The 15,564-nt window shown below is 64.1% G+C and carries 13 protein-coding genes; 3 read left to right on the top strand and 10 right to left on the bottom strand.

The window, feature by feature from the left end:
• Positions 1-34: 34 nt before the first annotated feature.
• The 8 genes from G3N95_RS00995 to G3N95_RS00960 all read right to left on the bottom strand — a co-directional run bounded on the left by G3N95_RS00995 (position 35) and on the right by G3N95_RS00960 (position 10,665).
• Entirely contained in the window at positions 35-2,476 is a 2,442-nt protein-coding gene (locus tag G3N95_RS00995; RefSeq protein WP_205968716.1) for a glycogen/starch/alpha-glucan phosphorylase, read from the bottom strand.
• A gap of 301 nt (positions 2,477-2,777) precedes the next feature.
• On the bottom strand, positions 2,778-3,641 hold the full coding sequence (locus G3N95_RS00990) for an alpha/beta fold hydrolase (protein WP_205968090.1): 864 nt from the start codon (positions 3,639-3,641) through the stop codon (positions 2,778-2,780).
• A gap of 16 nt (positions 3,642-3,657) precedes the next feature.
• Positions 3,658-4,911 carry a 3-(3-hydroxy-phenyl)propionate transporter MhpT gene (gene mhpT / locus G3N95_RS00985; RefSeq protein ID WP_205968089.1) on the bottom strand — a complete coding sequence of 418 codons (1,254 nt, stop codon included), beginning with the start codon at positions 4,909-4,911 and terminating at the stop codon, positions 3,658-3,660.
• A 75-nt stretch (positions 4,912-4,986) separates the two neighbouring features.
• Positions 4,987-6,021: a 4-hydroxy-2-oxovalerate aldolase gene (gene dmpG, locus G3N95_RS00980; protein ID WP_241018159.1), complete on the bottom strand. Its 1,035-nt coding sequence runs from the start codon at positions 6,019-6,021 to the stop codon at positions 4,987-4,989.
• Between the two features lie 13 nt (positions 6,022-6,034).
• Positions 6,035-6,988: an acetaldehyde dehydrogenase (acetylating) gene (locus G3N95_RS00975; RefSeq protein ID WP_205968088.1), complete on the bottom strand. Its 954-nt coding sequence runs from the start codon at positions 6,986-6,988 to the stop codon at positions 6,035-6,037.
• A 22-nt stretch (positions 6,989-7,010) separates the two neighbouring features.
• Entirely contained in the window at positions 7,011-7,799 is a 789-nt protein-coding gene (gene mhpD / locus G3N95_RS00970) for a 2-keto-4-pentenoate hydratase (RefSeq protein ID WP_205968087.1), read from the bottom strand.
• A 15-nt stretch (positions 7,800-7,814) separates the two neighbouring features.
• Positions 7,815-8,810 carry a 3-carboxyethylcatechol 2,3-dioxygenase gene (locus tag G3N95_RS00965; protein ID WP_205968086.1) on the bottom strand — a complete coding sequence of 332 codons (996 nt, stop codon included), beginning with the start codon at positions 8,808-8,810 and terminating at the stop codon, positions 7,815-7,817.
• A 1-nt stretch (position 8,811) separates the two neighbouring features.
• Complete coding sequence (locus G3N95_RS00960; RefSeq protein ID WP_205968085.1) at positions 8,812-10,665, bottom strand: bifunctional 3-(3-hydroxy-phenyl)propionate/3-hydroxycinnamic acid hydroxylase; 1,854 nt, start codon at positions 10,663-10,665, stop codon at positions 8,812-8,814.
• Between the two features lie 156 nt (positions 10,666-10,821).
• Here G3N95_RS00960 and G3N95_RS00955 point away from each other — a divergent pair, with 156 nt between their 5' ends.
• A complete protein-coding gene (locus G3N95_RS00955; RefSeq protein ID WP_205968084.1) occupies positions 10,822-11,637 on the top strand; it encodes a DNA-binding transcriptional regulator in 816 nt (271 codons plus the stop codon).
• 113 nt (positions 11,638-11,750) lie between these two features.
• Positions 11,751-12,473: a DUF1223 domain-containing protein gene (locus G3N95_RS00950; protein WP_205968083.1), complete on the top strand. Its 723-nt coding sequence runs from the start codon at positions 11,751-11,753 to the stop codon at positions 12,471-12,473.
• A 46-nt stretch (positions 12,474-12,519) separates the two neighbouring features.
• Here G3N95_RS00950 and G3N95_RS00945 read toward each other — a convergent pair whose 3' ends face one another.
• Positions 12,520-13,221 carry a hypothetical protein gene (locus tag G3N95_RS00945; RefSeq protein ID WP_205968082.1) on the bottom strand — a complete coding sequence of 234 codons (702 nt, stop codon included), beginning with the start codon at positions 13,219-13,221 and terminating at the stop codon, positions 12,520-12,522.
• 326 nt (positions 13,222-13,547) lie between these two features.
• Between G3N95_RS00945 and G3N95_RS00940 the strand changes: the two genes are divergently transcribed.
• Positions 13,548-14,531: a CAP domain-containing protein gene (locus G3N95_RS00940; protein ID WP_205968081.1), complete on the top strand. Its 984-nt coding sequence runs from the start codon at positions 13,548-13,550 to the stop codon at positions 14,529-14,531.
• Positions 14,532-14,561: 30 nt separating this feature from the next.
• Here the strand turns inward: G3N95_RS00940 and dhaK are convergent, their stop codons facing one another.
• On the bottom strand, positions 14,562-15,551 hold the full coding sequence (gene dhaK / locus G3N95_RS00935) for a dihydroxyacetone kinase subunit DhaK (RefSeq protein WP_205968080.1): 990 nt from the start codon (positions 15,549-15,551) through the stop codon (positions 14,562-14,564).
• Positions 15,552-15,564: the final 13 nt, after the last annotated feature.

The following is a 15,564-nucleotide window of genomic DNA, read 5'->3' as shown; positions in this document are numbered from 1 at the left end:
CGTTATCTCGACGACGCACGCGATCGGCCCGGTCTCAACTTTGATCGAGAGCGATTCGTACCGGCGAGATGTTCCAGATCCGCTCGCAGTATTCGCCAATCGCGCGATCCGACGAGAACTTCCCCGAGCGCGCCGTGTTGAGGATCGACATCCGCGTCCAGCGCACAGGGTCTTGCCACGCGGAACTCACGCGCTCCTGGCAAGCGACGTAATCCGCGTAATCGGCGAGCGCCAGAAACGGATCGACGTTGAGCAGGTTATCCACGAGCGGACGGAACACCTGCCGGTCGCCTCGCGAAAAATAGCCGTCTGCGATCAGATCCAGTGTCTCGCGCAGTTCGGCATTGCGCTCGACATGGAGCGCAGGCCGATAGCCTTCGCGCTTGACGTTTTCCACCTGTGCAGCAGTCAGACCGAAAAGGAAAAAGTTATCGCTCCCCGCTTCGTCGCGGATCTCGATGTTCGCGCCGTCCAGCGTGCCGATCGTGAGCGCGCCGTTCATCATGAACTTCATGTTGCCCGTGCCCGACGCTTCCTTGCCCGCCGTCGAAATCTGCTCGGACAGATCGGCGGCCGGATAGATGAAGTGCGCGTTCTTCACATTGAAGTCGGGATAAAAGACGACCTTGAGCCGGCCTTCCATCGCGGCATCGTTGTTGACGACTTCGGCAATGCCCGTGATCAGGCGGATCATCAACTTCGCCATCGCATAGCCCGGCGCCGCCTTCCCGCCGAAGATGAAGCAACGCGGAACGACACCTTGTTCGATATTGCGACGCAAGCGCTGATAAAGCGTAACGATGTACAGCGCATTCAAATGCTGCCGTTTGTACTCGTGAATGCGTTTGACCTGAATGTCGAATAGCGCGCTGGGATCGACGGAAATATTCGTGACCTTGCCGATCCGCTCCGCCAGTACCCTCTTGTTCGACAGTTTCACTTCGCGCCACTTCTGCTGGAATGCGAGATCGTCGGCGTGCGCCTCCAATGCGCGCAGCCGTGTGAGGTCGGTGGCCCAACCTTTGCCCACCGTCTCATCGAGCAGGCTCGCAAGGCCCGGATTGCTCAACAGCATGAACCGGCGCGGCGTGACGCCGTTCGTGACGTTCATGAAGCGCTCCGGCCACAACTCGGCGAAGTCTCGCAGCACGGTTTGCCGGAGCAAGGTCGAGTGCAGTTCGGCGACACCGTTGACGGCATGGCTGCCGACTGTCGACAGATGCGCCATGCGGACTCTCTTGTCGCCGCTCTCGTCGATCAGCGACATACGCGCGACGCGCGCCTCGTCGCCGGGATACGCGCGCCGCACCAACTCGAGGAAACGCCGGTTGATCTCGTAGATGATCTCGAGGGGACGCGGCAGCAAGCGGCCGAAGAGCGGCAACCCCCACGTTTCGAGCGCCTCCGGCAACAGCGTGTGATTGGTGTACGCGAGCGCGCGGCAGGTGATCGCCCACGCGTCGTCCCACGGAACCCTTCGCACGTCGATCAGCAGACGCATCAATTCAGCCACCGCGATGGAAGGATGCGTGTCGTTCAACTGCACCGTGAACATATCGGCGAAACGCGCGACCGGTTCGCCCTTCAGATCGAGCAGACGCAACATGTCCTGCAACGAGCACGACACGAAAAAGTACTGCTGTGCGAGGCGCAGGCGCTTGCCGGCCTCGGGCTCGTCGTTGGGATAGAGCACCTTCGACAGCGTTTCGGAAATCACCTTCTCCTGCACCGCCTGGTAATAATCGCCGGCATTGAAGTCTTGCAGATCGAACGACTCGACGGCTTCGCTCTTCCACAGACGAAGCGTGTTGCAGGTATTGACGCGAAACCCGAGCATCGGCGTGTCGCAGGCCACGCCCTTGACCATGCGCACGGGCACCCAGCGCACCGTGTATCGCCCCTGCTCGTCGACGCCGCTTTCGGTGTGGCCGCCAAAGGCCACGTAGTACGCGACGTTCGGGCGCACGATCTCCCACGGATTGCCCTTTTGCAGCCATTTGTCGGTCACCTCGACCTGGCAGCCGTCGTGAATCTCCTGATCGAAGATGCCGAACTCGTAGCGGATGCCATAGCCGACGGACGGGATTTCGAGCGTCGCGAGCGAATCCAGATAACAGGCCGCCAGCCGTCCGAGCCCGCCGTTGCCAAGCCCCGGCTCTTCCTCCAGCGCAAGCAGGCTGTCGAGATCCTGGCCCAATGACTGCATGGCCGCACGCGCGTCGTCCTCGATTCCGAGGTTGACGAGGTTGTTGCCGAGTTGCGGTCCGATCAGGAATTCGGCGGAAAGATAGCACGCCACCCGCAATTCCTGCGCGGCGTAGGTCTGGAACGTCGCGGCCCAGCGCGCCAGCATGCGGTCACGCACGCTGTAAGCGAGTGCCATGTACCAGTCGTGCGGCGTCGCGATGGCGGGCGGACGAGCCTGCAGACAAATGAGGTTGTCGAGTACGCCGCGGCGTAGCGCGTCGGCGTCCATTCCGCTGCGCGCGGAATCCGTACCCGGAGAATTCGTTCGGACCGCGACGGTGGCCACGATGCTCTCCCTCTGTGCGTCGGTTCTCGGGTGCTGCTCAGGCCATGCTCGCTCAGCCATGTCGACACGATCGGTACCGCGTGCGCGCGCATCGATGATGCAGCCCTGTGCGGCGCGGCAAGACCGTTAAGCCAGAATACGTTACCAGGGCTGTATTTCAAGTGCTATCCCGTTCACCGCGCGTTGCTGTGTCGTTCGCGCGAGGTTTCCTCAGCGGAAACCTCGCGCCCGCACAACGGCACAATCAGGCCAGGAACTCCAGCACCATCCGGTTGAACTTCTCCGCATGCTCCCACTGCGCCCAATGTCCGCAGCGGCCGAACACATGCAGATCGGCTTCCGGCAACCCCCAAACCAGCCGCAAGCCCACATCCATCGGCACGAAGCGGTCGTCGCGCCCCCAGATCACGAGTGCGGGCGACTTGATCTCGCCCAGACGATGCCCATAGTCCGGAAACTGCTTCGGATTCGCCGCGAGGCTCTTGACGAAGTTCTCCAGGTGATCGCGCCGCGCGAGCATGTTCGACAGCCGCGCCTGCATCAGCTCTTCCGTCATCGTGCTCGGGTCGTACACGAACACGTTGAGCATTTTCTTCAGATTCTCCAGCGTCGGCTCGCGATACAGCGCCTGCAATAGCTTGATGCCTTCCGTCGGCATCGGCACGAACTGGCTCGGGCCGCCCGTGCCGCCGCCCATCAGCACCAGTTTGCCGACACGCTCCGGATACGCGAGCGCGAACGCCACCGCGCTATGCCCGCCCATCGAATTGCCGACGATATGCACGCGCTCCACGCCGATCGTATCGAGCACGCCCTTCAGCAAACGCGCGTTGAGGTCCGAACGCGAACCCGTGCAAACGATCGAATCGCTCTTGCCCCAACCGGGACAGTCGAGCAGGATCACGCGATACCCCGCATCGACGAATGCATCCACATTGCGGTTGAAATTCGCCCAACCGCTCGCGCCCGGTCCCGAGCCGTGCAGCATGACGACGGTTTCCTTGCCGTCGCCCGCATCGTTGTAATGCAGCCGCAGTTCCGTGCCGTTCTCCATCACGCTCACGAACTTGCTCGTGGCGGCTTCGCTATGTGCTTGCGTCGTAGTCATTTAACGTCCCTTCGATTCAGATTGATTCGGTACTCACGGCGCGGGACGCAACCAGCGTCTCGCGCGGAAATTTCGCGACCACCGCGAGCGCGCCGATCGCTGCAACGGCGATCAACGGAATGCTCGCGGTGACGAGCATCGACGGGCCTTGCCCGATGGCGAACAGTTGTCCCGCGATCAGCGGGCCGACGATCGAGCCGACCCGGCCCACGGCAACCGCCGCGCCGACACCCGTGCCGCGCACCTGCGTCGGATAGGCGCTGCCGGCGAGCGCGTACAGCACCGACTGGCCGCCGACCAGAAACAGCCCGGCCAGCAGCCCGCCGCAGGCCATCGACACGCTGCCCGTCGCACCCGCGAGCGCAGCTAGCGCCGCTGCGATGCCGACATACATGCCCGTCACGGTCGGCTTCTTGCCGATGCGGTCCATCAGGCCCGCGATCACGATTGCGCCGATGCCGCCGCCGATGTTGAACATCATCTGCACGACGCCAGCCTGCACGCGCGTCAGGCCGCGTGACAGCACCATCGACGGCAGCCAGTTGATCAGGAAATACAGCACGATCAGCGTGCAGAGATAGCTGACCCACAGCGCGATCGTCGTGCTGCCGCGGCCCTCTTTCCACAATGCATGCGTGACACTGGCGGCAGCCTCGCGATGCGCGTGCTTGCCGAGCGCGATGAAATGCGTCGACTCCTTCATGAACAGCGCGAGCAGCGGCAGCACCAGCAGCGGACCAAAACCGCCGACATAAAAGATGTGCCGCCAGCCGTCGTCGCCGGGACTCACGATGCCGATCACGGCCGCAAGCGCCGCACCGAACGGCATGCCGCAGTACATCGCACCGACGGCCGTGTTGCGCTGATCGGGATGCGCGGCCTCGGCGCACAGCGCGATCAGGTTCGGCATCGCGGCGCCCAGCCCGAGACCCGTCATGAAGCGCGCGGCGAGCAGGCTGTTCAGATCCCATACCTGGGTCGTCGCGATCGAGAACACGCCGAACAGCGCGACCGACAACATCAGCACCCGCTTGCGGCCAATGCGATCGGCGAGCCTGCCGCCGATCGCCGCGCCCGGCAGCAGCCCCAGCGCACCGATGCTGAACGCCCAGCCAAGCTGCGCGACGGCGAGATGGAACTCGCGCGCCATGCGCGGCGCGGCGATGCCCGTCGATTGCAGATCGAGCCCTTCGAGCAGCGCGACCACGAGGCACAGGCCGATCGTGAGCGCGCTGCCGGAACGCACGGGCGATTTCGTTGACGCATTCATGTAAGTCTCCAATGTTGAATTGAACGGCGCTCTTGATGGCGCTTCGTTTCTTTACGTTTCGAGGAAAAACCGGCTTTACGCTTGCACTGCGGCCACGCGCTGCTTCAGGTCGAGCGCGACATCGACGATCATGTCTTCCTGGCCGCCCACCATGCGGCGCTTGCCAAGCTCCACGAGAATGTCGACGGCCTTCAGGTCATATTTCTTCGCGGCTATTTCCGCGTGACGCAGGAAGCTCGAATAGACGCCCGCATAGCCGAGCGCGAGCGTCTCGCGGTCCACGCGCACGGGTCGATCCTGCAGCGGCCGCACGATGTCGTCGGCGGCATCGAGCAACGTGTAGAGATCGGTGCCGTGGTTCCAGCCCATGCGCTCCGCCGCCGCGATGAACACTTCGAGCGGCGCATTGCCCGCGCCCGCGCCCATCCCCGCCAGCGACGCGTCGATGCGATCGCAGCCCTCTTCCACCGCGACGATCGAATTCGCGACGCCGAGGCTCAGGTTGTGATGCGCGTGCATGCCCGTCTGCGTCGAAGGATCGAGCGCCGCCTTGAGCGCCCTGAAGCGCGCGCGGATGTCGCTCATGTTCATCGCACCGCCCGAGTCCACGACGTACACACAGGTCGCGCCGTAGCTTTCCATCTTCTTCGCTTCGATCGCGAGGTTCTCCGGCGTGGTCATGTGGCTCATCATCAGAAAGCCGACCGTATCCATACCGAGTTCGCGTGCGTACTCGATGTGCTGCTTCGAAATATCGGCTTCGGTGCAATGCGTGGCGATGCGCACCACGCGCGCGCCGGCGTCGTAAGCAGCCTTCAGATCATGGATCGTGCCGATGCCGGGCAACAGCAGCGTCGCGATCTTCGCGTGTTGCACGACGTCCGCCACGGCTTCGATCCATTCGAGATCGCTGTGCGCGCCAAAGCCGTAGTTGAAGCTCGAACCTTGCAGGCCGTCGCCATGCGCGACTTCGATGCTGTCGACTTTTGCATCGTCGAGTGCGCGCGCGATCCGCTGCACGTCGTCGATCGAATAGCGATGACGGATCGCGTGCATGCCGTCGCGCAGCGTCACGTCGGAGATGTAGAGTTTCTTGCTCACGTTGTTCATGTCTGTGTGCTCCTTACGCTTCTGCATTCGCGAGGGTCGCGGCCATGCGCTCGGCCGTCGCGAGCGCGGCGGAAGTCATGATGTCGAGATTGCCCGCGTACGCAGGCAGGTAGTGCGCGGCGCCTTCCACTTCGATGAAGATCGACGTCTTCAGACCGCTGAAGCGGCCAAGACCCGGAATGTCGAGCGGCGCATCGGCGGGAATGTCGTCGAACTGGACCTTTTGCTTGAGCCGATAGCCCGGTACATAGGCATTGACGGCGCCCGCCATCTGTTCGACGGAGGCTTCGATCTGCGCGCGGTCCGCCGTGTCGGACAGCACGTACACGGTGTCGCGCATCATCAGTGGCGGTTCGGCGGGATTCAGCACGATGATCGCCTTGCCCTTGCGCGCGCCGCCCACGGCTTCGATCGCCTTCGAGGTCGTTTCCGTGAACTCGTCGATGTTCGCGCGCGTGCCCGGTCCCGCCGACTTGCTGCTGATCGACGCGACGATTTCCGCGTAATGCACCTTCGCGACGCGCGACACGGCCGCGACCATCGGAATCGTCGCCTGTCCGCCGCACGTGACCATGTTGACGTTGGGCGCATCCAGATACGCGTCGAGGTTCACGACGGGCACGCAATACGGGCCGATCGCGGCAGGCGTGAGGTCGATCATGCGAATGCCGGGCTTGAGCGTGCGCAGCAGCGCATCGTTTTTCACGTGCGCGCCCGCCGACGTCGCGTCGAACACGAAGTCGATCTCATCGAACACGGGCAGACGCGTCAGCCCTTGCACGCCTTCGTGCGTCGTCGCGACGCCGAGCCGCGCGGCGCGCGCGAGGCCGTCGGATGCGGGATCGATGCCGACCATCGCCGCCATTTCCAGGTGTTCGCTATGGCGCATGATCTTGATCATCAGATCCGTGCCGATGTTGCCCGAGCCGATGATCGCGGCCTTGCGTTTGGGCGTTCCGATTGCCATGTGTGTCTCCGTGATAGATGAATCAGGCGCTGAACGCGGCGCGCACGCTGCCGAGTCCTTCGATCTGTACCGTGTATGTGCCGGGCTCTTTCACCGCGACCATCGGGCCGAGTGCGCCCGTCAGCACGATGTCGCCCGCACGCAGCGGCGTGCCGAGTTGCACCATGCGGTCCGCGAGCCATGCGGCTGCGTTGAGCGGATTGCCGAGGCAGGCGGAACCGTTGCCGCGCGACAGCACTTCGCCGTCTTGCGCGAGCGTCATCGCGCACGCCGTCAAGTCGACGTCGCGCAACGGCACAGGACGGCTGCCGAGCACGAACAGCGCGCTCGATGCGTTGTCCGCGACGGTATCGACGAAGCGGATGTCCCAGTTCTGCACGCGGCTGTCGACCACTTCGATTGCGGCGAGCGCATAGGCCGTCGCACCGATCAGGTCGGCGAAGGTGTGCTTCTCCGACGTCAGATCGCGTTCGAGCACGAGCGCGATTTCCGCTTCGACCTTGGGCTGGATGAGCGTGGAAAGCGGCATCGGCTGGTTGTCGCCATAGGCCATCGACGCGAACAGCGTGCCGAAGTCCGGCTGGTCCACACCCAGCTGCTTCTGCACGGCAAGCGACGTCAATCCGATCTTTCTGCCGACGATGCGCTCGCCCTTCTGACAACGCAGATCGACGTTGACCTGTTGAACCGCGTAGGCGAGCGCGGCATCGTCGGAAGCGATTTCGGTGCGCACCGGCGCGACCGGCTGACGCGATGCCTCGGCTTCACGCAGACGCGCGGCAATCGACTGGATAGTGTGCTGATTCGACATGAGTGGGTTCTCCCTTTACGCGAGTGCGAGCGCCGTTGCGATCTGCGTGTGCCGCGCCGCGTGTTGATGTTCGAGCGAGCGCGCGTGCATCGCGCCGAAGCCCGCGATCCATTCGGGAATCGCACGGTAGTAATCGACGGATGCCTCGTACGGTCCGCACGCCGCAAGCGCGCCGAATGCCGCAATCCACGCGCGGATTTCGTGCGCCGACTTGCCGCCTTCGCGCCTGATGGCGTCGTTGGTGAGTCCATCCGTTGCCGCGACGTCGCCGCTTTGCAGCAGGTCGAGAAACGCGCGGTCCCAGAACGGATTGAGCGGATGCAAACGGCTGTCGCCCGCCGTAAAGGCTTTGGCGGCGGCGACCGTGCGCGCCTCGCGCGCATCGCGTGATTCACGCGACGGATTGCGACCCGCGATCAGGCGCTCCGCCACCACGGCATCCGCGCCCTCGATCTCCGGCACGGGCGGTTCGTGCGAAATGCCGCCCGAGCCGATCAGCAGCACGCGCCTGTCCATGCGTGCGATGAAGCGGCCCATCGCATCGCCGAGCAGGCGCGCGCGGCGGCACGAGGCCATCGGCGGCGCAACGGAGTTGATGAAAACAGGCACGACGGGATAACGGTCGATGCCGCCCGTCAGCACATCGAGCGCCTGCGCGCAGCCGTGATCGACCTGCATCCGGTACGACACCGCCACGTCGACATCGCTTTGGAGCACGGCGTCGGCAAGCGCGAGCGCCACTTCCTGCGCGACGGGCAGCGGCCCTGCCGCGCTGTTGAAATCGCCGATTGCCGTCGCATTCGCGCCGATGCAGAACTGCGGCATCACGTCATAGAAGAAGCCGTTGTAGTGGTCCGGCGCGAACACGATCACGAGTTCGGGATCGAATGCGGCGACGCGCTCGCGGGCTGCACGCTGCATGCGCTCCACCTCCGCGACGATTTCCGGCGCGGGATCGTAGTAACCGTGCAGCGGCGTGTGCGACATGCACTCGAGTCGGATCTTCGACATCTCAAGCTCCTGCCGCAGCGGTTTCGCAGGGCGTCACCGCGTCTTGCTGCGCATCGGATGCATCTGCTTCAAGCCCGACGGCGACCGTCGCCAGCGACAGCTTGTCGGCCAGCCGCACGACATGTGCGGACACACGCTGCGGCGAGCACATCCCCGCGACGAATCGGTCGGGCCGCAGCAGCACGACCGATTCCGGCACGCGCGCAAACCAGTCCTTCATGCGCCCGTCGATATCGCCGATTGCCGTCACGCCTTCGGGCACGTCGTCATGAAACGTCAGTTGCGTATCGGGCTTCGCCATCACGAAGCAGCCGCCCATCGACGTCCAGATGCGGCGCGCCTCGGGCGTGAGTCCGAAGGTCGGGTCCGCGCCCCAGCCCACGATCGCGAAGCGATTACCGATCGCATCGTCGAAACGCACGATGCTGCCGTCCTCCAGACGCACGAGCGGCTGAATGAACATGCGGCCGACAGGGGTCGCCGCCGACGGATCGCGGCCATGCACGATGCGCCCAAGCAAGGACTCGCGTTTCTCGCTCATCAGGCCGAGCAAACGGCCGGGCGCCGTATGGCCCGCTTTGGCGAGCGCACGCGCAAGCCAGCCGTCGCGGCGAGCGCGCACGTTCGACAGCACGACGCCCTCTTCATAGCGCGGCATCGGCTTGAAACGCATCTCGACGAAATAGCGCTTCACGGCGGGCAGCACGTTGAAGGTCCGCACGAACGTATCGCGCACCTTCATGCCGAAGCGGCTGGTCGGCGCGAAAATATCGCCCGCCACTTCGGACAGATGGATCATCGAGCGCGCGTGTGCGCGGCGCTCCATCGTGTAGGTGTCGAGCAGCGCGTCGCGGGCCTGCCCCTTGACGACCATCGCGAGCTTCCAGCCGAGATTGCTCGCATCGCGGATGCCGCTGTTGTAGCCCTGCCCCTGCCACACGGGCATGATGTGCGCCGCGTCGCCCGCGAGCAGAACGCGCTTCATGCGGAACGTGCTCGCGAGCCGCGCGTTGTGCGTATAGACGCGTTTGCGGATGTAGTCGACCTTGTCCGGCTCCGCAACGACGTTGCGCATCAGCGCCGCCATGTTCTCCGGTTTCGACAGTTCGTCTTCCGTTTCGCCCGGCATCACCATGAACTCGAAACGGCGGATGCCGTGCGGCAACGCCGCCGACACGTAAGGGCGCTTCGCATCGCAATGCAGGTAGACATGCGGCGAGCCGATCGGGTCGTTGCGCACGTCGATCACGATCCATTGGTTCGGCTTCGTGCGTCCTTCGAACGGCACGTCGAGGGCGCGCCGCACGAAGCTGTTGCCGCCGTCCGCGCCGACCATCCACGCCGCGCGAATCGATTTCTTCTCGCCTGATGCGTCCGCGACTTCGATCGTCACGCCGCCGTCGTCCTGCGCGAAGCTCGCGACCGTCTGCCCGAGCAACGTTTGCACGTGATCGAAGCGTTGCAGCCCGCGGTACAGGATGCCGTCCGCGAGCGGCTGAATGAAGGCGTTGCGGCGCGGCCACCCGAACTCGTCGGTGCGCGGCTCGATCGACGCGAAGCATTGACCGTTCAGCGTGAAGCGCATCCAGTGATTGGGCGTGGTGTGCGGCAGCAGTTCGTCGACCAGACCCACGGACTGAAACACCCGCAGCGCTTCGTCGTCGAGGCCGATTGCGCGCGGGTAGTCGATGATCTGGTCGAGCTTTTCGACGATGACCACGCGCACGCCCTGCAAGCCGAGGATGTTGCCGATCATCAGACCAACGGGACCGGCGCCGATGATGGCGACATCCGTCGTGATCGTGTTGGGTTGAGCGTGACCGTGACCGGCCACGATGTCGGGGGCGGGACTCATGTCTGACTGTCTCCAGAATGTGCTTGGAACGGCACGCTGGCTGGCGTTGTCCGTTCAGGTTTTGATGGCAGTCTATGAGCGGCCCGTATCGCTCTCAACAAAATCTCCAAAATGTGCATACAATGCACATAGTTGAATTAAAAGGATATTTTCATCGTGACGACGTACACGAACGTACGCGGCCTGGCGCGCGGGCTCCAGGTGCTGAAGGCGCTCAACGCGATGGAAAACGGCCGCGCGACCAGCCAGCAGATCGCGGAAATCACGGGCCTGCATCGCACGACGGCGCGGCGTCTGCTGGAAACGCTGATGGAAGAAGGCTACGTACGGCGCAGCAACTCGGACGACAGCTTTCGACTGACGCTGTCGGTGCGCGCATTGAGCGAAGGTTTTACGGATACCGAACGGATTGCGACGGTGGCGCCGCCTGTCATGGGGCAACTCCTGCAACGCGTCGCGTGGCCGTCGGATCTCACGACACCCGACGGCGACGCGATGATCATCCGCGAAACGACGCATCGCTTCAGCCAGCTTTCGTTTCATCGCGCGATGGTCGGCCGCCGTCTGCCGATACTGTTGACGGCTGCGGGACGCGCTTACTTTGCGATGTGCCCCGATGAAGAGCGCGAAGACATACTCGAGTTGTTGCGCTCGGGCGCGGGCGGCGACGAGCAGCAGGCACTGGCGAAAAACGATGCGCTGGTGCGGCAGCTGGTCAAGCGTGTGCGCGACGACGGCTTCGGCTCGAATCACGGTGACTGGACTGCTCAGGCGAAGATCGGTGCCGTCGCGGTGGCGATCGTCGCGGATGATCGCGTGCTGGCGAGCCTGAACATCGTGTTTCTCTCACGTGCGGTGAGTCTCGCGGACGCGACGCGGCGTTATGTGCCCGAGTTGCAGAAAGCGGCGGCGGACATGGTCGCGGCGCTCGATATCGCCAATGCACGCTCCCGTTCCAGCGACGACGCGTGAGCCTGCTGCGTCGCACCGCGACACATTGCATCTGACGCGCGAAAGCGCTTCAACTGTAACCAACTCGTGCTGGCCAGCGAATTACCGATAGCGTCATCATCCGGAGCCAGCCCATGTTGCGCCATTCTCTTGCCACCTGTATTTTCGCCACCGCCGCGGCACTGCTCGCCTCACATGCGTACGCCGCCGCGCCGCGTCCCGTCGTGGTCGAACTGTTCACGTCGCAGGGTTGTTCGTCGTGTCCGCCGGCCGACCGCTTTCTCACTGAAATGAGCGACACGCGCGCCGATGTCCTGCCGCTGGCGTTTCATGTCACGTACTGGAATCAGCTCGGCTGGAAAGATCCGTTTTCGCTCGATGCCGCCGATGCGCGTCAGGCCCGGTACGTGCAGCAGTTTCACGACTTCGCGTACACGCCGGAAATGGTGATCGACGGCAAGGCAGCGGTGGTGGGCTCGAATCGCAGTGCCGCCAGTGCGGCCATCGAACGGGCGAAGTCCGTGAACGTGACGGCTGCTTCGATCAGCGCGAAACGCGAGGATGGCGGCGTGTCGGTGTCGATTGGCGCGGGCACCGGACACGCGCGCGTGCTGCTGGTCGGCTACGACGCGCGCCACGTCACGCCCGTCGGGCGCGGCGAGAATGCGGGCGAGACGCTCGCTGAATCGAACATCGTGCGTGGTTTCGCGCCGATCGGCCAGTGGTCCGGCACGGCGCTCGAATTGCGTGCCCAGCCGACATCCGGCGAGCATCTGGTGGTGCTTCTGGAGGCGGATGACGGTGCGATCGTCGGCGCGGCGCGTGTCAGCGATACGCGTGCAGCGCCTGCACGCTGAGGGTTTGCGCCGTCGCACGCTGCGCTGATTCGCTACCCGGCAGGATTCACGCCTGCACGTCGATCAACGCGCCGAGCGGCCGCCACTTGATGCTCTTCGTCTCGTTCGACAATCCGTCGAGCACCGCGGCGAGCGGCACTCTCGCCCCCGTATCCTGCGCGAGCGTTGCCACGTGATCCTGCAACGCCTGATTCAGCTGTGCGATGGCGGATGTCATCGGGTCGCTGTCGTCCGAAGAACTATGGGTGGCGGAGGTGTCGACGGGATCGGAGAAGCCCCAGTCCCATTCGTCCTGTTCAGGTTCGTCACCCACCACCGCACCAGCCAGGCTTGCGAGATCGGCAATCTGTGCGCTGAGGTCGCGATATTCGCTGCCGTGAGCCGTCGAATGCTGCGCTCCCGACACACCACCAATCGCGCCGTTCGAATCGTCGCCGTCCGTCGCGCCGTTCGCCGACGCAATCGCCTGATGAAGTTTGAGCGCCTGATACAGCGCCGCGATCAGCGATGCACTCGTTGCGCTCACCCGCTTGTGAAACGGCGTGCCGTCGTCGCTGCCGTCGCTGATGGCCAATCCCGTCGACCCGTCGATGCCGAGCTGGGCCAGCGCGCGCTTGAGCGCCACCATCAGTTCATGATTGCCCCTCTCGGCCGCGCTGGTCGTCGATGAGCCTTCTTTCGGCGCAGGCGGCTCGGGCGGCGGCGAGGTGTTGAGCGATGTGGCCGTGCTGATTGGATCGGGTGACATGGAACTGATGCTTCCTCCGGTCTGCGCCTGGAAAAGGGTCGAAAGTCGAGTGCAGCGTTGCGCCGTGCAAACGGGTTATCGGGCCTGTCGCTTGAGACTTGATGTTTTGTAATTGGCCGAAAGTTTATGGGCCGTGCTTACGGTCGGGCTGGACCGGACGGTGAGCGTCGGCCGCCGGCGGCACGGACGCGAGGCGGTCAGACCTTCGTGTAAGATCCTTGGACATCACGCACCCTACCCGGCAAACAGGTCAGCGGTGCCCGCCACAACCGCCTCGATCTCTGCCCGCTTTGTCCCTCGATGCGGGCCAGCAGTGAACACCGCGAATGCACATCCCAGCTCTCGCCGCATCCCTCCTCGCGATCGCGCTTCTGACCGGCTGCGCAAACAAGGCCGCCAGGATCGATCACGCCGATCAGTTCTACAGCGGGCCGCCCGTCCAGTTGCGTCACGCCCCGGGTTCCGCGAACACGACGCCGACCGATCACGCAACGGCACTCGATTACGTGAACGCACGTCGCAAAGAAGCCGGTTTGCCGCTGATCGCGGTCGACGGCAAACTGGCGGCAGCGGCGGCGGACCATGCGAAATATCTCGAACTGAATCGCGTCGCGACGCATGACGAAGTGCCAGGCAAGCCGGGCTTCACGGGCACGGCGATCATGACGCGCGTGAGGCGCCACACGGCGGCCGACGGAGTCAGCGAAATCCTCGCTGTGTCGGGCGAACCGCGCTCCGTTGCCGCGTCCATCGAGGCAATTTTCTCGTCCCCCTATCACAGGGGCGCGATCCTGTTCGACTGGGCGCGTGCGGGTGAGGCGTCGATTGCGGGCTCTCACGCCGTGACGGTCGTCGATTTCGCCGACATCGCGCCCACGCTTGCGGACACGGAACTGGTGGCCTGGCCCTACGATGGCCAGCGCCAGGTGCCTACGTCGTGGGTGAACAACGAACAGCCCGATCCGATGGGCGCGGACGCGGGCTATCGCGGTCAGGTGCTCGGCTTTCCGATCACGTTGTCGGGCGGGCCGAATGCGCATATCGAACTGCGCAGCGTCGACCTGCGCGATCAGCGGGGCAAGAAAGTGGCCTGCAAGATTGCGCCGCTCACAGCCGCCGATGCGGCGCGCAACACCGCCGTCTGTACGCCGTATGAGCCGCTCCACACGGCTACGCGCTACAACGTACATGTGGTCGGAGAGGTCGTGCAACTGGGCAAAGTCCGGCCCGTCGACCTCGTCTGGTCATTCACCACCCGCGCAGACGAAAGGCCGGCGCCGCCCGTCGTCGCGCAGTCCGGCAATCAGTGATCATCCGGCTCCGTGGATTGTCGTTAGCCGCTACAGCCCCCACCTCAGCGACGCCGTATGCACCGGACTATCCCAATGCCGCGTCATTTCGTCGTCCAGCACACACAAGGTAATCGACGCACCCGCCATTTCCAGCGACGTCGTCAGTGAACCGACCTGCACCCGCGCAATTTGCAGGTCGCGTTGTTGCAACCAGACGCGGGCGGAATTGAACAACAGATAAAGTTCGCCGAGCGGCGTGCCGCCCAGCCCGTTGATCAGAACCAGCAACGCCGAGCCGCTCGCCGGCTTCAGATCGTTCACGATCGCGGTCAGCAGTTCTCCCGCAATCGCATCGGCCGAGGCAAAACGTGCGCGCCGCCGCCCAGGTTCGCCATGAATGCCGACGCCGACCTCGATTTCATCGTCGCCAATCTTGAACGTGAGCGTGCCCGCTGCGGGCACCGTGCAACTGGAAAACGCAACGCCCATCGAAGCCGTATGCTTGTTGATCCGGTCGCCGAACGCCTTGCACTGCTCGAGGTCGGCGCCGCTTTCCGCCAGACTGCCCACCATTTTCTCGACGATCACGGCGCCCGCTACGCCACGCCGCCCCGTCGTGTAACTGGAGTTTTCCACCGCGACATCGTCGTTGATCAACACCATCGCGTTCGGTAACTCCGACATCTCCGACGCCATTTCGAAGTTCATCAGATCGCCGGAATAGTTCTTCACGATGAAGAGCGTGCCCGCGCCCGTGTCGACGGCCTTGGCGGCCGCCATCATCTGATCGGGCGTCGGCGATGTGAACACCTGACCAGGGCACGCCGCATCCAGCATCCCATAGCCGACAAAGCCACTATGCAAGGGCTCGTGCCCCGAGCCTCCGCCCGAGATCAGCGCGACCTTGCCCGACTTCAACGACTTGCGCCGAACGAATACGGGTTCCTGATTGAGGACGACGAGATCGCTATGCGCGGCGGCGAACCCGGCAAGGCTCTCGGTCAGGAAGTCGTCGACGTGATTGATAAATTTTTTCATGGCCTACGCTCCT

Origin of the sequence: Paraburkholderia sp. Tr-20389 (genome assembly GCF_017104565.1) — a bacterium.
In the GTDB taxonomy this organism is placed as follows: Bacteria; Pseudomonadota; Gammaproteobacteria; order Burkholderiales; family Burkholderiaceae; genus Paraburkholderia.
Note: the sequence above shows the minus strand (reverse complement) of the source record. Positions and strands in the feature narration are given on the sequence as shown.

Excerpts from the sequence above, each read along its gene's own strand:
- G3N95_RS00940 (WP_205968081.1), top strand. The coding sequence starts at position 13,548 with ATGCACATCCCAGCTCTCGCCGCATCCCTCCTCGCGATCGCGCTTCTG.
- G3N95_RS00975 (WP_205968088.1), bottom strand. The coding sequence starts at position 6,988 with ATGGCAATCGGAACGCCCAAACGCAAGGCCGCGATCATCGGCTCGGGC.
- G3N95_RS00965 (WP_205968086.1), bottom strand. The coding sequence starts at position 8,810 with ATGTCGAAGATCCGACTCGAGTGCATGTCGCACACGCCGCTGCACGGT.
- G3N95_RS00960 (WP_205968085.1), bottom strand. The coding sequence starts at position 10,665 with ATGAGTCCCGCCCCCGACATCGTGGCCGGTCACGGTCACGCTCAACCC.
- G3N95_RS00945 (WP_205968082.1), bottom strand. The coding sequence starts at position 13,221 with ATGTCACCCGATCCAATCAGCACGGCCACATCGCTCAACACCTCGCCG.
- G3N95_RS00950 (WP_205968083.1), top strand. The coding sequence starts at position 11,751 with ATGTTGCGCCATTCTCTTGCCACCTGTATTTTCGCCACCGCCGCGGCA.
- mhpT (WP_205968089.1), bottom strand. The coding sequence starts at position 4,911 with ATGAATGCGTCAACGAAATCGCCCGTGCGTTCCGGCAGCGCGCTCACG.
- dmpG (WP_241018159.1), bottom strand. The coding sequence starts at position 6,021 with ATGAACAACGTGAGCAAGAAACTCTACATCTCCGACGTGACGCTGCGC.
- dhaK (WP_205968080.1), bottom strand. The coding sequence starts at position 15,551 with ATGAAAAAATTTATCAATCACGTCGACGACTTCCTGACCGAGAGCCTT.
- G3N95_RS00990 (WP_205968090.1), bottom strand. The coding sequence starts at position 3,641 with ATGACTACGACGCAAGCACATAGCGAAGCCGCCACGAGCAAGTTCGTG.
- mhpD (WP_205968087.1), bottom strand. The coding sequence starts at position 7,799 with ATGTCGAATCAGCACACTATCCAGTCGATTGCCGCGCGTCTGCGTGAA.
- G3N95_RS00995 (WP_205968716.1), bottom strand. The coding sequence starts at position 2,476 with ATGGACGCCGACGCGCTACGCCGCGGCGTACTCGACAACCTCATTTGT.